Below are 19,222 nucleotides of genomic sequence, written 5' to 3'. Positions count from 1 at the left end.
GAGGACGTAATGGGTGTTCAGCACGAGAAGAGTTTTGAGACCGAGATCTGCGAGTACCTCGGCGCGCATGGCTGGCTGTACGAAGAGGATTTTACTGGCTATGACCAGGAGCATGCGCTGATTCCTGAGGATGTGTTTGCTTGGCTTCAAGAGACGCAGCCTGAGCAGTGGGTGCGGGTCATGCCGGATAACGGCTCTTCGGTGGAGACTGCTCTTGCAAAGCGGTTGTTGTTGGATCGGCTTGCGAAGGAACTTGACCAGCCGCTTGAGCATGGTGGCGGTTTGCTTTCAGTGTTGCGTGGCGGGTTCAGGAAGACTCCAGCAAAGTTCTTCATGTGTGCTTTCAAGCCTGCGACCTCGATGAACCCCGTGGCTCAGCAGCACTGCCAGGCAAACCGGCTCCGGGTTGTACGGCAGGTACATCATTCGGCGAAGCGCCCGCAGGATTCGGTCGACCTGGTGTTCTTCGTCAACGGCCTACCGGTGGCGACCGCCGAGCTCAAGACGGACAACACACAGTCGATTGATGACGCGGTGCGTCAATACCGCCGAGATCGTTTACCTCAAGGCGAACCGTTGCTGAAGTTCGGCTCCCGTGCACTGGTGCATTTTGCGGTCTCTACTAACGAAATTCAGATGACCACGAAGCTAGATGGTGCGAACACGGTGTTCTTGCCGTTTAACCTCGGCAATGATGGCGGTGCCGGTAATCCAGTCAACCCGAATGGCGCTGCAACCTCGTACCTGTGGGATCGGGTGCTGCAGCGTGATAACTGGTTGCAGATTCTGGAACGATTTGTGAACCTGCAGATTACTGAGAAGGTCGATCCAATCACTGGCGTTCGCTCGCGTAGTAGGCAGATCATCTTTCCGCGCTTCCACCAGTGGGAGGCCGTCACTAGCTTGCTCGAGACCACGAGCGTTGAGGGGCCAGGTAGTAAGTACCTAATTCAGCACTCTGCAGGATCAGGAAAAACGAACTCGATCGCGTGGCTTGCTCACGGGCTCGCGAACCTCCACGACAGCGATAACGCGAAGACCTTTGATTCGGTCATCGTCGTGACTGACCGCACTGTGCTCGATGACCAGCTTCAGAAAGCGATCAAGGCGATTGAGGGCACGAAGGGTGTGGTCGGAACGATCAAGGCTGACGAGGTTCGTAAAGCGTCAGCTACTTCAAAATCGGATCTGTTGACCAAGGAACTTAGCAGCGGCAAGCTCATCATCATCGTCACGTTGCAGACGTTCCCGTTCGTGCTCGAGGCGCTTGCGCAGCAGGGTGGGCTCGCGGATCGCAAGTTTGCGGTAATCGCGGACGAGGCGCACTCGTCCCAGACCGGTACAAGTGCTCAGAAGCTGCGACAGGTTCTTTCACAAGCAGAGATCGAAGCCCTCGAGGACAGTGGCGAGGTAAGCGTCGAGGACGTGCTTGCCGCTGAAATGGCAGCACGGGCGACAGCCCAGAGCATCTCGTTCTATGCGTTTACTGCTACGCCGAAGGGCAAGACGCTGGAAATGTTTGGCCGTCCTGGTGTGGATGGTTTGCCAAAGCCTTTCCATGTGTACACGATGCAGCAGGCCATCGAGGAGGGCTTTATCCTCGATGTGCTGCGTAACTACACGACCTATAAGACGGCTTTCCAGCTCGCTCAGAAAGCCGGTGGGGCTGTTGGCACTGAAGATCTCGTCGATGAGGGCACCGCGAAAAAGGGCCTGATGCGGTGGGTGAGTCTGCATCCGACCAACATTGCTCAGAAGGTTCAGATCATCGTCGAGCATTTCCGTGAAAACGTTGCTGAGCTCCTCGATGGGCACGCTAAGGCAATGGTAGTGACCTCGAGCCGAGCCGCTGCACTGAAGTACAAGATGGCAATCGACGCCTACGTTGAGAAACACAACTACCCGTTGGGAACCCTGGTGGCGTTCTCCGGAAGCTTGACCGCTGCGCAGATTGATGATGTCGTGCCCGGCGTGCAGGAGCCGTATACAGAAACGAACATGAACCCTGACCTTCGTGGTCGAGGGATTCCACAGGCTTTCGCGGGCGATCAGTTCCAGGTTTTGATTGTTGCCAACAAGTACCAGACGGGCTTTGATCAGCCACTGCTGTGCGCGATGTACGTGGACAAACGCCTTGACGGGATCGAAGCTGTCCAGACGCTTTCCCGCCTGAACCGTACTCTGCCGTCCAAGGGTAAAGACACCACGTACATTCTTGACTTCGTCAACGACACGGACACGATCCTCGACGCATTTCTGCCGTACTACCGCACTGCCGAGATCATTGAAACTACCGACCCAGATCTCGTGCATGACCTTGCGCGGAAGCTTGAAATTGCCGGGATCTATACGAAGGATGACGTGGATGCCTTCGCGCAGGCATTCATCATCGAGGAAAAGCACGGTAAGCACACTGCACCGCTGAAGCAAGCCGCTGATCGGTTCAATGACCGCTACGTGGCAGCCTTGGCCGACAACGCAAAGGCCGAGATTGACGAGCTTGACCTCTTCCACAAGGACGTTGGTTCATTCGTGCGCCTCTACGATTTCCTTTCTCAAGTCGTCGACTATCAGGACACCGACCTCGAGAAGCTTGCCCTGTTCCTCCGGCTGCTGCGACCGCGACTTACGGGTCGCAAGACTCCAGAAGAGCTTGACTTTAACAACATCGAGCTCACCCATATCAAGCAGACGCGTAAGAGCGAAGGGGCTATTTCGCTCGGGGGTGACGGCGAGAAGCTCAAACCGATGGGTGTTGGTGGTGGACATTCGCGCGACCCGCATCTTGTGGCCTGGGAAGAGATCCTGAACAATATCAATTCCCTTTTTGAGGACGAGGATTTTGATCCTGGTTCAGTGGAGTCCTGGGTACAGGGCGTCGTCACGATTCTCGTTCAGAATGAACAGATTAAGGATCAGGTCAACGCAAACACCAAGGAGCAGTTTCGATCGTCTGCGACTCACGAAACTGCCGTCACGAACGCGGTGCTCGATCACCAGGACTCCCAGCAAAGCATCATGGAGAAGTTCTTTGAAAGTGCTCATCGTAAGGGCAAGATCATTAGAGAGATCTCCGACCTTGTTTACTGGGAACTCCGACACCAGGCTGAGAAGGGTACACAATCTGAAGACGATGGAGAGGACGACATCGACCAGGAGTAACCATTACTGCGCGCGAAATCCCGACTGGTTCACCCCTCTTTGGACGCCAGCCGGGGTAGCGACGTGCCGGACATTCAGCGGTTCAGTAGGCTAATCCCCAAACGATAGCGCCAGCCAGAATTTCCAGTTCATAGCCGGTATCGACGCTATCCGATAGCACCGCTCCGCACGGGGCTCTTGTATCCATCGTGACCGGTTGTGCTAACCAGCCAACGGGTCACCGGCATTGTTAGTCGTGGCGGATCTATTATGGCGGGTTGGTGCCTCGCGCATGGCAAAGAGTCTTTCCTCTACGAAAATTTTGACAATCTATGCGAGATTTTCGCGCGTTATGACGTCGCGTTTTCCTTGGGCGATGGACTCAGACCAGGTAGTTTGGCCGATGCTAACGATGCAGCACAGTTCGCAGAGCTTAAAACTATCGGTGAGCTCACTAAACGCGCCTGGGACTATGATGTGCAAGTCATGGTGGAAGGGCCTGGCCATGTTCCCTTGAATATGATTCAGGTTAATAATGAGCACGAGCGAGAGTGGTGCCACTATGCTCCGTTTTATACGCTTAGCCCGCTTGTTACAGATATTGCTCCTGGTTACGACCATATTACTTCCGCAATTGGTGCAGCTACCATAGCAATGGGTGGCACAGCCATGCTGTGTTATGTCACCCCTAAAGAACACCTGGGTTTGCCTAACCTCGACGACGTAAAAACTGGTGTTATCACGTATAAACTCGCAGCTCACGCAGCTGACGTGGCCAAGGGGCATCCTGGCGCCAGAGACTGGGATGACGCCATGAGCAAGGCTCGTTTTGAATTTCGCTGGCATGATCAATTCGCATTGTCTTTGGATCCGGTCACGGCAACGGACTACCACGATGAGACTCTCCCCGCCGAGCCTGCTAAAACCGCCCATTTTTGTTCAATGTGCGGCCCCAAGTTTTGTTCCATGCGCATATCACAAGATATACGGTCTGCGTTCCCCACAGATCTAGGAATCCTCTCAACAGACATACCTCAGGGTTGTTCGCAAAACTTTCCAGACGCAGGAAGGGCCCTAGACTAGTGCGTAAAACACGCCCCCAGTGGATCTACGGTGCTACTTTGTCACAGGACATCTGGCCGACCCCCGTCGTATTGTACGCATCGCCATGGCAGCCGCAGCTGGCGGCGCTGGCATTATTCAGATACGTTCTAAGCCGATCAGCGCTCGTGATCTGTACAAGCTTTCCAGCGAAGTTGCGTGTGCAGTAGCCACAATCAATCCACTCACGCGTGTGCTTATCGACGATCGTCTAGACGTGGCTATTGCTTTGCGTTCTCAGAACATCCCGATCGCCGGTGTTCATGTGGGACAAGACGATCTCAGCCCACGCATCTGCCGAAAGCTCCTTGGCGCAGAAGCCATCATCGGTCTGACTACGGGGACCCTCGAACTCGTCGAAAAAGCAAACAAACAGGCCGAATACATTGACTATATCGGGTGCGGTCACCCCAACGAAAGACTCTGGCCGGGCTCCTCTAGGACTAGATTCCTACGCAGAGCTTGTCACCCATTCTGCGGTACCTCTGGTAGCCATCGGCGGCATTACTCTTAACGATGCAGCGCCTCTTGCTGCCCAAGGGGTGTCCAGGCTAGCTGTAGTACGTGGATTTATGGAAGCCTCAGATCCTACGGACTTTGCTTCTACGATTCTGAGGGAATTTGATCGCGGAGCTAGCCAATGTGTAAGGGCCAGCTCATGCGCATAGTGATTCTTGGCGCAGGCATCCTAGGATTGGCTACCGCAGTAGAGTTGGCATCGCACCAATCAGAGCAGAAACTCGATATTAATGTTATAGATCCTGCCCCGATGAGTGGCGCCACCTATCATGCAGGCGGAATGCTCGTGCCCACGGCAGAAATGATTTATCAGCAAGACTCGCTTTTCCCGCTGATGCAGACTTCGGCCCGATGGTATCCGGAACTGATAAAGACCGTTACCGAGCACACATCCCTTCCCGTAGGTTATCGCGATGACGGCACGCTTGTTGTTGCCGCAGACCGCGCCGACGCTCAACATCTACGCGATATGATGCACTACCAACGTGCCTATGGCATGAACGTAGAGCGACTACCGCTGAGCAAAGCCCGCCAGATCGAACCCGCGCTGCATCCGCATATGGCAGAGGTCGTTTCTATCCCCGGCGATCATCAGATCGCTCCTCGAGTTTTTCTGCTGCGCTCTACGACGCCGCGATCAATCTTGGTGTGACGTTCCATCCTTTAGCAGCAACGCACCTACACATAAGCAATCCCGACAAAGACGACGCTCCCGTATACGTTCATACCACGAGCTCTATTTTTCCTGCCGACCAGGTAGTTGTGGCTAATGGTCTCGGAGCAAGCACGCTTTCAGGTTGGCATCCTTCTGCAACCCAAGAGTCATCACCGCTTAAGTTGCGTCCTGTCTATGGCGATATCGTAAGGCTGCGTGTTCCTACGTATCTCCAACCTTTCACGCGTAAGGTGATCCGCGGTTTTGTAGAAGGCCGCCCGATTTATATCATTCCGCGCGATGATGGAACGATCGCGCTAGGGGCCACGACGAGGGAGGACTCTCGTCCGGTGCCCCATCTCGGCGGTGTCCACGATCTTTTGAGAGACGCAATCCGCATAGCGCCATGCTTGGAAGACTGCGACTTTATTGAGGCAACAGCGGGCGCGCGTCCAGGAACTCCTGATGATCTTCCATATTTAGGACGTGTAAACGATCACGTAGTTATGTCCACTGGGTATTTCCGGCACGGGATTTCATTAGCAGCTTTGGGGGCTCGAGTGAGTCGAGAGCTTGTTTTAGGGCAACCATTGAGCACAGATATCCGCCCGTGTTGTCCATTACGACACTTAGTTCATGGTTAAAGGAACATGATTATGCATATAGAACTAAACGGAAAAGTACAGGAAGTCACCGCACGCACTGTATCTGAATTAGTGAAAGAAATTGTTGCCCGAAGTCATCACGACGCAGGTATTGCCATTGCCGTCCAGGGCGCAGTAATCCCGCGCTCGCAGTGGCTACGCCCGCTGCATCCAGGCGAACGCGTAGACATACTCACTGCAATTCAAGGAGGTTAAGTGCTTACTATTGCTGACAAAGAATATTCTTCTCATCTCATCATGGGTACGGGAGGGGCGAGTTCCCAAGAAATCTTAGAGCAGGCATTAGTCGCTTCCGGAACTGAATTAACAACAGTGGCTATGCGCCGATATAGCGCATCTACCAGTGTGCATAATGGAGAGACTATCTTTCAATTGCTTAGTCGGCTCAGCATTGATCCGCTTCCCAACACCGCAGGGTGCCGCACCGCGCGGGATGCGGTGATCACGGCCCGTCTGGCTCGGGAGGCACTGGGAACATCATGGATCAAGCTCGAGATTATTGCAGACGAGCATACTTTGCTGCCCGACGTGATGGAGACCCTGACTGCTTGCGAGCAGCTCGTCTCTGAGGGTTTTACCGTGCTGGTTTATACCAGCGATGATCCGGTTGCGGCTCAGCGTTTGGAAGATTCTGGTGCCGCAGCAATCATGCCTTTGGGATCACCGATAGGGACAGGTCTGGGTATTCTCAACCCGCATAATATCGAGCTGATCTGTTCTCGTGCGCACGTGCCAGTGCTTATCGACGCCGGCGTGGGCACCGCATCCGATGCTACTTTTGCCCGCGAACTTGGGTGCGACGGGGTTCTCCTGGCTAGCGCGGTCAATCGTTGCCAAGATCCAGTCATGATGGCGCATGCGATGCGGCTGGCCGTTGAGGCTGGTGGATACGCGCGTAAAGCTGGTCGGATACCCCGGCGCGAGCATGCTCAGGCGTCTTCCTCATCCGCAGGTTTTGTGTCGTGGCCTGAGCAGGTGCTCTAAATGGAAACATCACTTCCACGATCAGAGCTACACCGGGTTTCTCGCCAGATGTTGCTTCCTGGATTCGGGTTATCTCAGCAAGAGGCACTCCATAATGCGCATGTTCTAGTAGTGGGGGGTCGGTGGGCATGGGTGCCCTATTGTGCAGCAATTAGCCGCAGCTGGAATCGGAAAAATGACCTTGATCGACCATGACACGGTCGATATAACCAACATTCATCGACAAATACTCTTCTCAGCAGATGATTGCGGCCAGCCTAAGGTTGAGGTAGCTGCACGACGAGCGCAGGCATTGCAACCCGACATTGTCATAGAAGCCAGGAACGAAGCTCTCACAGCACACAACGCCTGCGAATTAGTAGCAGGAGCAGATATAGTACTCGATGGTTCAGACACCTTTGCCAGCAAATATCTCGTCGCAGATGCTGCAGAAATAGTAGGAACGCCATTGGTATGGGGCACGGTACTGGGGTTCCATGGTGATGTCGCATTGTGGTATTCCAGACCGCGCGAACGCGGAGTGGGTCTACGCGATGTGTTTCCCTATCAACTACCTGCCGATGCCGTTCCCACGTGTGCAACAGCCGGCGTTTTGGGAGTGACTACATCCGTAGTCGGCGGGCTCATGTCCACTACGCCCCTTGCATGGTTGTCTGGTTTGGATCGAACGGTCGGCAAGATTCTTAGCTACGATGCTATCCCGGCCACTATACGCCATATGCAAGCCGTAGCAGATCCTCAAAGGAGTCTCACAACTAGCCTCAGTGACTATGCGGCAGCTGCGTCGTGCAGCATTTCAGGGGAATCCAGTACAAAAGAAAATTCCCTACTCCTGCAGCGTGTCTTAACTGGCGAGGCAGCGCTCTTAGATATTCGCGAGCCGCACGAAGTCCTCCTGGATCCATTTCCCCCACGCTATTCTCCCCATGTGGTCCCACTAAGCAGCATCGTCTCGCAAGACGCCGCATTAGCAGCACTCTTAGATGTGGTTCAGACCCAATCCAAACGCACAATTGTTGTTGCATGTGCTTCCGGGCAGCGTTCCCAACAATTCATCGCACAATACAGCGACCTTGCCGTACAAGCGTCTATTACGCTGCTCGACCTGCCAGGCGGAAACAATAAGAGAAAAGAAAGTGCATAATATGGATATTTCTATTCCCAGAGTTCTTTCTATCGCTGGAACAGATCCCACCGGCGGAGCAGGCATTCAAGCAGACCTGAAGACGGTGGCTGCTGCTGGCGGTTATGGAATGTGCGTGGTCACAGCCTTAGTGGCACAAAATACTCAAGGTGTACGGAATGTACATACCCCACCAACCGATTTTCTCCGCTCACAACTCACCTCGGTCAGTGATGATGTTGCCATCGACGCTATCAAGATCGGGATGCTAGGTGATTCTGGTGTTATCACTACGGTTGCTCAATGGCTAGCTTCACTACCCAAAAACCGCGATATGCCTATAGTTTTGGATCCTGTAATGATTAGCACCAGTGGACATCGTCTACTTGATCCTCAAGCTGAAAAAGCACTCCAAGAGCTTGCTCTGCATGCCACAGTAGTAACCCCGAATCTGCCGGAACTAGCGGTACTCTGTGGCAGGCACTCCGCTTCGCACTAATCTGGAAAAAGCAATCATCGACGCGCAAAATTGGGCCTGCGAACACGGAGTAGCCGTCATTGTCAAAGGAGGTCATCTTCACCAGGATCATGCTGACAACGCGGTAGTCTTCCCCTCTGGGGCCTTTCACCGAGTACCCAATAACCAAATAAGGACCACAAATACGCATGGTACTGGTTGTTCTTTATCATCAGCATTGGCTACCCGACTCGGCCTAGGCGAGGATCTGGTCACCGCATTGGAGTGGTCAACCGCGTGGCTTCATGAGGCCATCGCCCACGGCAGTGCCCTGCAGGTAGGACATGGTCATGGCCCCATCGATCATGGTTATCGCGCACGCAAGCATGGTGCATGTGCATAAGATAAGACACTGGATTAATCGGGCATGACAAAATCGGGTTTGTCTAGCTCCTCGATGTTCACATCTTTATACGTAATGACCCTGACGTAACGCACAAACCTCGCGGAACGGTACATATCCCATACCCAGGCATCAGACATTCTGACCTCATAATAAACATCAGAACCCTGCGTATGAGGGATTAACTCAACCGCATTGGCAAGGTAGAATCGCCGTTCTGTCTCTACGACATAAGAGAACTGGCTAACCACGTCTCGGTACTCGCGATACAGTGACAGCTCTACCTCAGCCTCATAGTTGTCGAGTTCTTCTGCACCCATCGCTTTACCTCCCGATTACTGCGTTATTCTCGGCAGCCCATTCTTCATGCGCGGCCTTCACATTGGCATAACTATAACGATGCTCCGGTGTTCCCCCGTGGCGGCGCACCGCATCTATGTGAGACTTGGTTCCATATCCCTTGTGATCCCCTAATCCGTATCCCGGATACTCCTTATCCAAATCAATCATCAGCTCATCACGAGACTGTTTGGCTAAAACACTCGCAGCCGCAATACAGCGTGCAGCCGCATCCCCGCCAATAACGGGCAGAGATGGACAAGTGAGGCCGGGTACCCGCATGGCGTCGATAAGCGCATAACCCGGCTGCTCCGAGAGCAAAGCGATAACCCTTCTCATGCCAGAAATGTTGGCGTGTTGGATACCGTATGTATCAATTTCCGAAGCCGAAATATGCAGAATCGACCAGGCTACAGCATGTTTTTTAATAAGAGGATAGAGCTCTTCCCGCATTCGAGGAGAAAGCTTCTTAGAGTCGGTCAGCGTGGCTAGCGCCGCGATCGGCCGGGGAGGCAAGATGCACGCGGCAATGGTGATTGGGCCGCAACAAGAACCGCGGCCAGCTTCATCTATCCCGGCGACTGGACCCAAACCCCATTTTTCTAGCGTTCCCTCAAATGTCCGGAGGTGTTTGAGCTTACGGACTTTAATCCCCTGGGACGTGGGCAAGGGGAGACTTTGACAAGCCTCTTGTCCCTTAGGAGTCAACCTAATTCCTTTACCCTTGGATATCGTAATCTTCTACGCTGCCGATCCTATTAAACGGGAAGATCTTAAACTGAACCTTGCCTTTAATATGATCGCGCGGGATGGTACCCTGGAACTGGTCGCCGATGTGATAACGAGAATCCATCGAGTTTGTCCGGTTATCTCCCATCATGAAATAACTATCTGCAGGAACAGTGACAGGGCCAAAGTAGAAACCGCCGCATGCATCAGATCCAGTCGCAGGATCTACCGGATAAGCAGGGGGATTCTGGATGTATGAAGAATCAATCACTTTTCCGTTTACTTTAACGCCCTCATCGCCTTCCAAACATTGCACGGTCTGTCCCCCGGTTGCAATGATTCGTTTCACCAGGTCATTCTCGTCTGGAGCAACGAGCCCAACAAAGGCGCCGACGTTCTGCAGTCCCCGTACGAGCGAGTTCTGGGACCTTTGTGAAACAAAAGAAGAATTCCAGGAGTCCGTTCCTTCAAAGACGATAACGTCCCCAGGTTTTGGATCGTTGAAGTGATAGCTTACTTTGTCCACAAAAATGCGATCCCCTGTACAGCCAGCGCACCCGTGCAGTGTTGGCTCCATCGATTGGCTGGGAATCATATAGACCCGCCCCACAAAGGTTTGCAGCATCGTAATAACTAGCAGAGTCACCACGACAACAACCGGTATTTCTATGAACCAGGGCAACGGCTTCTTGCCTTCAGCAGAATCAGCCTTTGTGCCTCTATCCGTCGCATCAGTGCGCGCCTGCGGCTTGACATCACGGTCCGCCGTGTTGAATCCATTACTCTGATCAGTCACAACGAATGATGTTAGCAGCGTTAAGGTAAACCTCGCGTAGGCAAATGTTTTATTACCTCACGTTTAAATCACATATCTAGGCTGCAGGTTTGCTTTCACACACTTCGGTTAACCACACACCGATACAGAAAAGCCCTATTCCTCTTCGCTTCTAGATAATAAGAAAAGCCCCCAACCGCATGGAGTTCATGCAGGTCAGAGGCACAAGGCGCTGAATATTAGCGCTTTTCCTTGATCTTAGCTGCTTTGCCGCGCAGGTCACGCAGGTAGTAAAGCTTCGCACGACGAACAGCGCCGCGAGTAACAACCTCAATCTTCTCGATGTTTGGAGTGTGTACCGGGAAGGTACGCTCAACACCGATACCGAAGGAAACCTTGCGGACAGTGAAGGTCTCACGAACGCCAGAGCCCTGACGACGAATAACAACACCCTTGAACAGCTGGGTACGGGTCTTGTTGCCCTCGATAACCTTTACGTGAACGTCAAGGGTATCGCCGGGACAGAAAGCTGGGATGTCGTTGCGCAATGATGCTGCATCGACTTTGTCAAGAAGGTTCATAAAACCAATCCTTACTTTTAAAAGACAGAGGAACCTAGCGGCTCTTCCCTATGATCGGGGCGCTCGACTGGTTCGTGCCCAAGACATGAAAAGCAGCTGTCCCCACGAAAGAGACAGACAACGGTGGAGATTATGCCATGTTTACGCACTGGGAACAACTTTTCTTCCACAGTGCGTTGCGGGTTCCCGCCGCCGTCAATGGACGTCTGTTATTTGAGCCCGGCACGTCGCAAAGCTTCTGCCATCGCCCCACCTGCTGCAGGCTGCGATGAGCTGCGCCTTTGCGACGCATTACGCGTGCTGTTTCCACGCGAAGAACGCTTATCTTTCGCGGTGTTTGTGTTGCGAGAGGCCGGTTTAGCGGTGTTAGCGCTGGGCTCGTCGGAAAACTTCATGGAGAGGCTAATGCGTTTACGCTCTGGATCAACCTCCATCACCTTCACTTTGACTACCTGCCCAGAACACACAACGTCGTGGGGATTGGAGACAAAGGTATCCGCCAAAGCAGAAACGTGCACTAGGCCATCTTGATGGACCCCCACATCCACGAATGCGCCAAAGGCTGCCACGTTAGTCACGGTTCCTTCCAGGATCATCCCCGGGATCAAATCGGAGATTTTCTCTACGCCTTCTTTAAACGTGGCCGTGGCAAATTCCGGCCGGGGGTCACGCCCGGGTTTGTCCAACTCCGCGAGGATGTTGGTCACGGTGGGGACACCAAAATGATCGTCTGCAAAGTCCTGGGGCCGCAGTGTCTTAAGCACCGCCGTGTTTCCGATAAGCCCGTCAACGCTGAGCCCTGTTTTCTCCGCGATTCGCCGCACGACTGGATAAGCCTCAGGGTGTACAGCAGAGGAGTCCAAGGGATCGCGTGCACCGTTAATCCTTAAGAAACCAGCGCACTGCTCAAAAGCTTTGGGGCCTAAACGGGGAACTTTCTTCAGCGAAGCCCGGGAGGCAAAACTACCGTGTTCATCCCGGTAATGCACAATGTTTTCTGCAATGGTCGGGCTGATGCCAGCAACTCTAGAAAGCAGCGGAACTGAAGCTGTGTTGAGGTCTACGCCCACGGCATTCACTGCATCTTCCACTACGGCATCAAGAGTTTTGGCCAAGGCAGCCTGGTTTACATCGTGTTGATACTGGCCGACTCCAATCGCTTTGGGGTCGATCTTGACCAGTTCTGCGAGCGGGTCCTGTAATCGGCGTGCAATAGAAACTGCGCCGCGCAAGGAAACATCCATGGTGGGAAATTCTTTCGCCGCCAGTTCCGATGCCGAATACACCGATGCCCCGGACTCCGATACTACGACTGGGGTGGGACGCTTTCCACCAGCTTTTTTGATCAAATCCGCAACCTCTCCTGCGAGTTTTTCTGTCTCACGGGAGGCTGTGCCGTTACCCACAGCCATGAGGTCTACGCCATGGGTTGCGCATGCCGACGCTAATTCTTGTACAGCTTCCGACCACTTATTTTGTGGTTGATGTGGATAGACAATAAGCGTGTCTAGTACTTTGCCAGTGCGGTCTACAACGGCGCACTTCACTCCATTACGATATCCGGGGTCTAGGCCGAGAGTCGCACGTTGACCCGCTGGGGCAGCAAGAAGAACATCCTTGAGGTTTCGAGCAAAGACATCAAGTGCCCCCTCTTCTGCGCGCTCCTTCAAACGCATACGAACATCGAGCCCCGAGGAGATAACCAACTTGGTTTTCCAGCCCCAACGCACAGCAGACGCAATCCATTGAGAGGAAACATCGAGGCCACAATGCTCTGCGATCATGCCCGCATACACCGATTCGTCTCCGGCATCGAGCTCTAGATGCAGCACCCCTTCTTTTTCCCCACGAAAGAGCGCCAAGATCCGGTGACTAGGCAGTGATGTAAAAGGTTCTGAAAACTCAAAATAATCTTTGAACTTTGCACTCTCTGCCTCTTTGCCTTCCACCGGGCTGGCCAACATAGAACCCGTGGTAAACATCCGCTCGCGAACTTCTCCTACCAGGTCTGCATTCAAAGCAAAGCGATCGATAAGGATTGCGCGTGCGCCTTCAAGGGCCTTCTTGGTATCCTCAAACCCCTCTGTGACAAAGCTCGCGGCAAGCTGCTCCGGGTTCGCGTGGGGTGCGTCGATAAGCTCATCCAGCAGTTGCTCCAGCCCGGCTTCGCGCGCGATATCCGCTTTAGTCTTGCGTCGTTTTTTGTAGGGAAGATACAAGTCTTCCAGGCGAGCTTTTGTATCGCATTCCAGGATCAACGTTTTAAGCGTTTGATCGAGCTTTCCTTGCTCTTCAATCGCAGCGAGAATCGTCTGTTTCCGGTCCTCCAGCTCCTTAAGATAGGTCGCGCGTTCTTCAATGGCGCGCAACTGCGAGTCGTCGAGCCCGCCTGTGGCTTCCTTGCGGTACCGAGCGATAATAGGGAACTGTATTGCCTTCTGCGAGGAGTGCGAGAGCGGAAGCGACATTGCTTTCCTTAACTCCTAGCTCCTGAGCGATCTTCGCGGAAATCATTCACACGATTGTAGCGAGTTCCCTTTGTGGTACCCAGAAACGGGTAGACAGGGTTTCTGTTTTAAGACGCACCTGCAGCGGTCGATTCTGCAGGTTCTGCGACTTTGCGCACCACATCTGCAAGTTCAGACTCGGGTGCTTGCCGCAGCTGAGTTCTGAAGTCCTCTTTCATGATCGCACGCGCAAGGCGGGAAAGAATCTTCAAGTGTTGTTTTCCGGCATCAGAAGGAACGCAAATGAGGAATACTAGATCCGTTTCCTCCCCGTCAGTCCACTCGATCGGGGCATCCAAACGAGCAAGCCCTACCATCGCGGCATGGGTTCCGGTGCTACGCGAATGCGGTATAGCAACGCCGTAGCCTACGCTTGTCGACGCCAACCGCTCTCTGTTAAGCGATGCGTCTACAACAGCGCGCGCATCCGAGATTCGTCCAGCAACAACGCCTTTATCCACAAGACAGCAAATAGCTTCCTCACGGTTCTTTATCGACCCCGAGTACACCAATTCATCCATAATGATTGGGTCTTCCGGTTTAACAGGCGCTGCTGCTTCCTGCGTGCTGTACCGAAGAGACGACTCAGGAGTCGGGTCCGCTGCGGCAGTCCTTTTCCTGCTGAATCCGACAAGGATCAAAGCCAACGCACACGTGACAGCCACACCCGCTGCCAAGGCTAAGAAGTAGCCGCCCACATTGTCTACTGCCCCCAGCACCGCGACGATAGGACCGCCGTGCATGACGTGGTCTTTAACTCCTAACGACCCTGCTAATGCAGCAGCTACTGCCCCTCCGATCACGTTCGCGGGGATAATCTGCAATGGCCGGGCTGCAGCCAGTGGGATAGCTCCCTCTGTAATACCAAAAAAGCCCATGAACACAGACGCAATACCGGCATCGCGTTCAGGTTTGGTAAAGAGACTGCGGCGCATGAGTGTGGCCACACCAACGCCCAATGGCGGGACTGCGATTGCCGCAGCGATCATACCCATGGGTAGAGCATTACCTGCCGCGATAAGACCTCCGGAGAAAAGGAAGGCAGTCTTATTAAAAGGTCCGCCCATGTCAAAGGCTATCATCGCGCCAAGGATTGCCCCAAGGACCAAAACAGATTCCCCTTGCATCGTGGCAAGGTATCCCGTGAGGGCTTCAAATAGTGCCGCAATCGGGTGTCCCAAAACGTAAATAAACAAAAGGCCAACAATCGCCGTGGTAAGAATCGGAATCACAATAATCGGCCAAATAGGCGCCACGTATTTGTGCACGGGTATCTTACGAATTCCCAGCGCCACATAACCGGAAAGAAATCCGGTAACAATACCGCCTATGAATCCAGCCCCTGCTTCTGAGTTATACAAAGACCCGGTGGTCGCCACCAGTCCTGTGATAAATCCTGGTGCGAGACCTGGGCGATCCGCGATTGCCTGAGCTATGTATGCAGATAAAACAGGAACCATCAGGCTAAATGCCAATACACCAAGCTGCTGCACAGTATCCCAGAATGAGCCTTCGGGAATCTTGAGTCCTTCTGCAGTCGGTTGCCCTCCTATGGACAAAGCAACAGCTAGCAGGAGACCACCGGTCACCACGAAGGGAATCATGTGAGACACACCGTTCATCAACGCGGCATACATAACTCTTCCCACCGCTCCCCTAGCCTCTGGGCTCGGTTGTTGGGAGGATTCTAGAGACTGAGCTTCCTTTGGTGTAGCTGGTCCCGTGGTATCGCTGGTTTTAGCTGCATTCACCACCCGCTGCAATAGCGCATTCGGCTCACGAATGGCTTGCGCAACCGACACGTTTACCAAGGGTTTATGCGCAAAACGCGCTGTGTCGATTGTGGTGTCGGCTGCGATGAGGACGGCGTCGGCACGCTCAATATCTTGATCGCTGAAGGTGCCTTCAACTCCAATAGAACCGTGCGTTTCTATCTTGAGTTCTATACCCTCGGCATCTGCTGCTTCAGTGAGACGCTCTGCCGCCATGTACGTGTGAGCGATTCCGGTCGGGCATGCGGTAATCGCAAGCACACATGGAGCCTGATGTACTGTTTCACTCATATTTCCGATCATAAGAGCGAAAACGCCTCAGCGGTAGGATATCCCTATTATGTGGTTTGCGAGATAACCTCCGGCATCTCACTCAACGTGAGCGGTTAATCCGCTTCTGCCTGCCATGCACACGCTGCAGTCGTTGTGGTCTCAACGTGTCCTTCTACCGAGGTTCCATACCAATAGATGTCACGCGGAAGCAGCCCCACCACAACTTTTGTGGCTGATCGTAGGTCAAGCGTCGAATATCCAGTGAGCACAATACGATAAAGCTGCTCAACGCTCGGCGGGTGACCTTCAACCTGCGCATAATGGGTCACCAACATATTATCCGGCTCGCAGGTGAGATCGATCGGATCAATCACGATGCTCGTGACCTCATAGCCGTGGTTGGCCAGGCCATCACGCAACGTCGCACGTATGCTATCCCGCTGGCCAGGAATAATCAGCGCGTTAAGGTCAGTGGATATTTTTCTTTTCATATCCTTATTAACAGCGCGCAGGGGCAATCATTCCCAGCCACTTTCTTCTCACTCTTGCGGCAACTGCGCTAAGAACTCGCGATCTTTTTTATCCAGGTCGCAGACCTCAAGTAGTTCTGGCCGAACCCGTTGGGTGCGTTCCAGTGCCTTTTCACGACGCCAACGATCTACTTTTGCGTGATTACCAGAAAAAAGAACATCTGGAACTTCTAGACCGCGCCACACGCGAGGCTTGGTGTAACTGGGGCCTTCCAACAAACCATCGGAAAAAGAATCTTCCTCATGGCTTCGTTTATTTCCTAAGACTCCCGGAATCAGCCGGACAATCGCTTCTGTTATGACCAAAACGGCGACTTCCCCACCGATAAGCACGTAGTCTCCGATCGAGACTTCACGCACGCGGTAGCGGTGAGCGGCATCGTCGATAACGCGTTGATCGATGCCCTCATACCTTCCGCAGGCAAAAACGATGTGTTCTTCATTTGACCATTCTTGTGCGTCTTTTTGGGTGAAAGGCGTGCCCGCCGGTGTTGGCACAATCAGCAACGGCAATGAGGAGTCTTCATCCTCGCGCTGATATCCAGTCTGTTCCACGCCCTCGATGTCATCATGGCGGGGTTTATCCAGATGCGGAAGTGCAGATTCCAGAGGTTGTGCGGCTGAGGCGAGACCGGTTCCCTGTGCTACGTCATCAAGTGCAGGGCCCCACACCGTTGGCTTCATGACCATCCCAGGTCCGCCTCCAAAAGGAGAATCATCAACAGACTTATGTGCATCGGTTGCCCATTGCCGTAGATCATGTATCCCGACGCTCAGAATGTCCTTTTCAATAGCTTTGCCCAGCAAGGCGTGGCGAAGCGGATCCAAGTATTCGGGGAAGATGGTGATGACATCAAGCCGAAGTTTTCGCGCGGTCATTACAGCTCCAAAAGTCCATCGGGAGGAGTAATCGTGCACGTTCCCTCTTCAAGATCTATCTCGGGAACAATAGCGTGAACAAAGGGAACAAGTACCTGCTTGCCTCCAGTAAGTTCAACTTCCAGGATTTCTCCGGCGGGGCCATGCATCACACCCGTTATCTCCCCGATCTTTTTGCCGTCTTGGAGTAGATCTAACCCCTCAAGCTCGTGATCGTAGAAGCCTTCCTCATCGTCATCGTTGTCTAGCGGTGCCGCGAAGAACTGAGTCCCCCTCAAGCTATCAGCTGCTGTGCGATCAGGGATTTCTTCAAATTTAATGAGCAGACGGCCTTGGTGCACCCGCCCAGTGGCGATGGTCAAGCGATGTTCTTTTTTCCCCTGCCTACCATTGAGCACTTCCCCCACCGCAAAACGAATATCTGGTTCGTCGGTGGTTACCTCAACGGCGACTTCCCCCTTGATTCCGTGAGATTTAACTACTCGCCCAATCATTAATTCCATGGACAATACTTTAACAGCTCCCCTCGCCCCTTCCGCTTTCATCTGCTATAGCTTCTCTTGCATGCTTATCGACGCCCACCCGCATCTCTTCCTAGCTATATAGTGCAGGCGTCAGCCCTGGTGTACGAGCAAAAAGCAGAGCTATTCTTGCTTTAACTGTCCCCTAGCCTGGTAGGAGCAAGACCATGGATGTCCCCACCAATACCCCTCATAGTTTCGGAGACGCCCACCGCGATTGTGATGCAGAAAATGCAACGAGCCTCGACATTCTTAGCGAGGCTCCCGATGCTGATCCTCAGCGTAAAGTTCCAACGGTAACCAGGCTGCTCCAAGCTGAAGGCGCCAATATTATCGTTTTTACTTTTGCGCCAGGGCAGGTCCTCAATGACCACAAGGCGGCGCATCCCGTTACCATCCAATGCTTACAAGGATTCCTCGACGTGGAATGCCCCGATAAAAACGTACGGCTCACTCCAGGAAAGGTTCTCTATCTCCCGCAACGAGTGATCCACAAAGTGAGTTCCCCTTCTAGCTCTCCCTCCGAAGCAATTTTGTTGTTAACCATGCTGACGGGGAAAAGCTAAAGTCAAGCACACAACACAAAACCGCTTAAGAAGACAACGTCCTTCTTAAGCGGTTTAGTTGCTTGAAAAGCTCAACAGAATTACTCTGCAGCAGCTTCTTCAGCCTTCTCGGCTTTCTCAACCTCAGCGGCAGCCTTAGCAGCTGCATCTTCCTTAGCCTTGCGCTTCTTCTCGGTGATAGCCTCAGCGGTAGGACCCTCGTTAGCCTCTGCCAGTGCCTGGTTGAACAGCTCCAGCTTGGAAGGCTTAGGCTCTGCAACCTGCAGGGTTCCCTCAGCGCCCTCAAGGCCCTTGTGCTTCTGCCAGTCGCCGGTCACCTTAAGCAGTGCCAGAACAGGCTCGGTTGGCTGTGCGCCAACGCCCAACCAGTACTGTGCGCGCTCCGAATCAATCTTGATAACGGAAGGGTTCTGCTTTGGCTCGTAGGTACCGATGTTCTCGATAACCTTGCCGTCACGACGAGTGCGAGCATCTGCGATAACAACGCGGTAGTGCGGGGTACGGATCTTACCCATACGCTGCAGCTTGATTTTAACAGCCATGAAAGGCTCCTTCTTGGGTCACTGGGAAGTACAGGCGCTCTTTGCATATGCATTGAACCGGTTCATCCCTTGATTTACCTGCGGTGACTCAGACCGGCCGACCGTAGACGGTGACGGTATGACGCAGGAATGTCTTGTGGTGTTCCCTCACAATTGAGAC

The 19,222-nt window shown here is 53.4% G+C and carries 13 protein-coding genes and 6 pseudogenes; 9 read left to right on the top strand and 10 right to left on the bottom strand.

Annotation, left to right across the window (positions count from 1 at the left end; translation table 11 throughout):
• Positions 1 to 9: 9 nt before the first annotated feature.
• From ET810_RS02140 to thiD, 8 genes and pseudogenes are all read left to right on the top strand, one after another.
• Entirely contained in the window at positions 10 to 3,162 is a 3,153-nt protein-coding gene (locus tag ET810_RS02140; RefSeq protein WP_087454200.1) for a type I restriction endonuclease subunit R, read from the top strand.
• Positions 3,163 to 3,357: 195 nt separating this feature from the next.
• A pseudogene (locus tag ET810_RS02135) lies at positions 3,358 to 4,224 on the top strand (phosphomethylpyrimidine synthase ThiC); the annotation flags it as partial.
• Between the two features lie 19 nt (positions 4,225 to 4,243).
• Positions 4,244 to 4,910 (top strand): annotated as a pseudogene (locus ET810_RS02130) (thiamine phosphate synthase).
• Positions 4,883 to 6,060: pseudogene (gene thiO / locus ET810_RS13275) on the top strand (glycine oxidase ThiO). The pseudogenes ET810_RS02130 and thiO overlap by 28 nt, the downstream one beginning before the upstream one ends.
• A gap of 12 nt (positions 6,061 to 6,072) precedes the next feature.
• Positions 6,073 to 6,276, top strand: coding sequence for a sulfur carrier protein ThiS (thiS, locus tag ET810_RS02120; RefSeq protein ID WP_087454201.1), 204 nt, complete (start codon positions 6,073 to 6,075; stop codon positions 6,274 to 6,276).
• Positions 6,277 to 7,065, top strand: a complete 789-nt coding sequence (locus tag ET810_RS02115) for a thiazole synthase (protein WP_087454202.1) — start codon at positions 6,277 to 6,279, stop codon at positions 7,063 to 7,065. It begins immediately after the preceding gene.
• Positions 7,066 to 8,209, top strand: a pseudogene (locus ET810_RS02110) (ThiF family adenylyltransferase).
• A gap of 1 nt (position 8,210) precedes the next feature.
• Positions 8,211 to 9,030, top strand: a pseudogene (thiD, locus tag ET810_RS02105) (bifunctional hydroxymethylpyrimidine kinase/phosphomethylpyrimidine kinase); the annotation flags it as partial.
• A gap of 32 nt (positions 9,031 to 9,062) precedes the next feature.
• On the opposite strand, the gene ET810_RS02100 reads toward thiD, so the two are convergent.
• The 9 genes and pseudogenes from ET810_RS02100 to rimM all read right to left on the bottom strand — a co-directional run bounded on the left by ET810_RS02100 (position 9,063) and on the right by rimM (position 17,936).
• Positions 9,063 to 9,368 (bottom strand): DUF2469 domain-containing protein, encoded by a 306-nt coding sequence (locus ET810_RS02100; protein ID WP_013242174.1) that lies wholly within the window; start codon positions 9,366 to 9,368, stop codon positions 9,063 to 9,065.
• Between the two features lie 4 nt (positions 9,369 to 9,372).
• Positions 9,373 to 10,056, bottom strand: a complete 684-nt coding sequence (locus ET810_RS02095; RefSeq protein WP_216605256.1) for a ribonuclease HII — start codon at positions 10,054 to 10,056, stop codon at positions 9,373 to 9,375.
• Between the two features lie 49 nt (positions 10,057 to 10,105).
• Positions 10,106 to 10,912 carry a signal peptidase I gene (gene lepB / locus ET810_RS02090; protein WP_087454204.1) on the bottom strand — a complete coding sequence of 269 codons (807 nt, stop codon included), beginning with the start codon at positions 10,910 to 10,912 and terminating at the stop codon, positions 10,106 to 10,108.
• Positions 10,913 to 11,130: 218 nt separating this feature from the next.
• A complete protein-coding gene (gene rplS / locus ET810_RS02085) occupies positions 11,131 to 11,472 on the bottom strand; it encodes a 50S ribosomal protein L19 (RefSeq protein WP_087454205.1) in 342 nt (113 codons plus the stop codon).
• A gap of 209 nt (positions 11,473 to 11,681) precedes the next feature.
• Positions 11,682 to 13,986 (bottom strand): annotated as a pseudogene (locus ET810_RS02080) (Tex family protein).
• 61 nt (positions 13,987 to 14,047) lie between these two features.
• Complete coding sequence (locus tag ET810_RS02075; protein WP_087454206.1) at positions 14,048 to 16,054, bottom strand: fructose-specific PTS transporter subunit EIIC; 2,007 nt, start codon at positions 16,052 to 16,054, stop codon at positions 14,048 to 14,050.
• 83 nt (positions 16,055 to 16,137) lie between these two features.
• Complete coding sequence (locus ET810_RS02070; RefSeq protein WP_087454207.1) at positions 16,138 to 16,515, bottom strand: hypothetical protein; 378 nt, start codon at positions 16,513 to 16,515, stop codon at positions 16,138 to 16,140.
• Positions 16,516 to 16,563: 48 nt separating this feature from the next.
• Positions 16,564 to 17,433 carry a tRNA (guanosine(37)-N1)-methyltransferase TrmD gene (gene trmD, locus ET810_RS02065; RefSeq protein ID WP_087454208.1) on the bottom strand — a complete coding sequence of 290 codons (870 nt, stop codon included), beginning with the start codon at positions 17,431 to 17,433 and terminating at the stop codon, positions 16,564 to 16,566.
• Positions 17,433 to 17,936: a ribosome maturation factor RimM gene (gene rimM / locus ET810_RS02060; protein ID WP_087454209.1), complete on the bottom strand. Its 504-nt coding sequence runs from the start codon at positions 17,934 to 17,936 to the stop codon at positions 17,433 to 17,435. The genes trmD and rimM overlap by 1 nt, the downstream gene beginning before the upstream one ends.
• Before the next feature lie 185 nt (positions 17,937 to 18,121).
• Between rimM and ET810_RS02055 the strand changes: the two genes are divergently transcribed.
• Entirely contained in the window at positions 18,122 to 18,520 is a 399-nt protein-coding gene (locus tag ET810_RS02055; RefSeq protein ID WP_087454210.1) for a cupin domain-containing protein, read from the top strand.
• 80 nt (positions 18,521 to 18,600) lie between these two features.
• On the opposite strand, the gene rpsP is transcribed toward ET810_RS02055, so the two are convergent.
• The gene (rpsP, locus tag ET810_RS02050; protein ID WP_134315951.1) at positions 18,601 to 19,062 is read right to left on the bottom strand and encodes a 30S ribosomal protein S16; all 462 of its coding nucleotides are present in this window, start codon (positions 19,060 to 19,062) and stop codon (positions 18,601 to 18,603) included.
• Between the last annotated feature and the right edge of the window lie 160 nt (positions 19,063 to 19,222).

The organism is Corynebacterium silvaticum (assembly GCF_004382825.2).
Taxonomy (GTDB): domain Bacteria; phylum Actinomycetota; class Actinomycetes; order Mycobacteriales; family Mycobacteriaceae; genus Corynebacterium; species Corynebacterium silvaticum.
The sequence above is the reverse complement of the archived record's forward strand: the minus strand, read 5'-3'. Positions and strand labels throughout refer to the sequence as shown.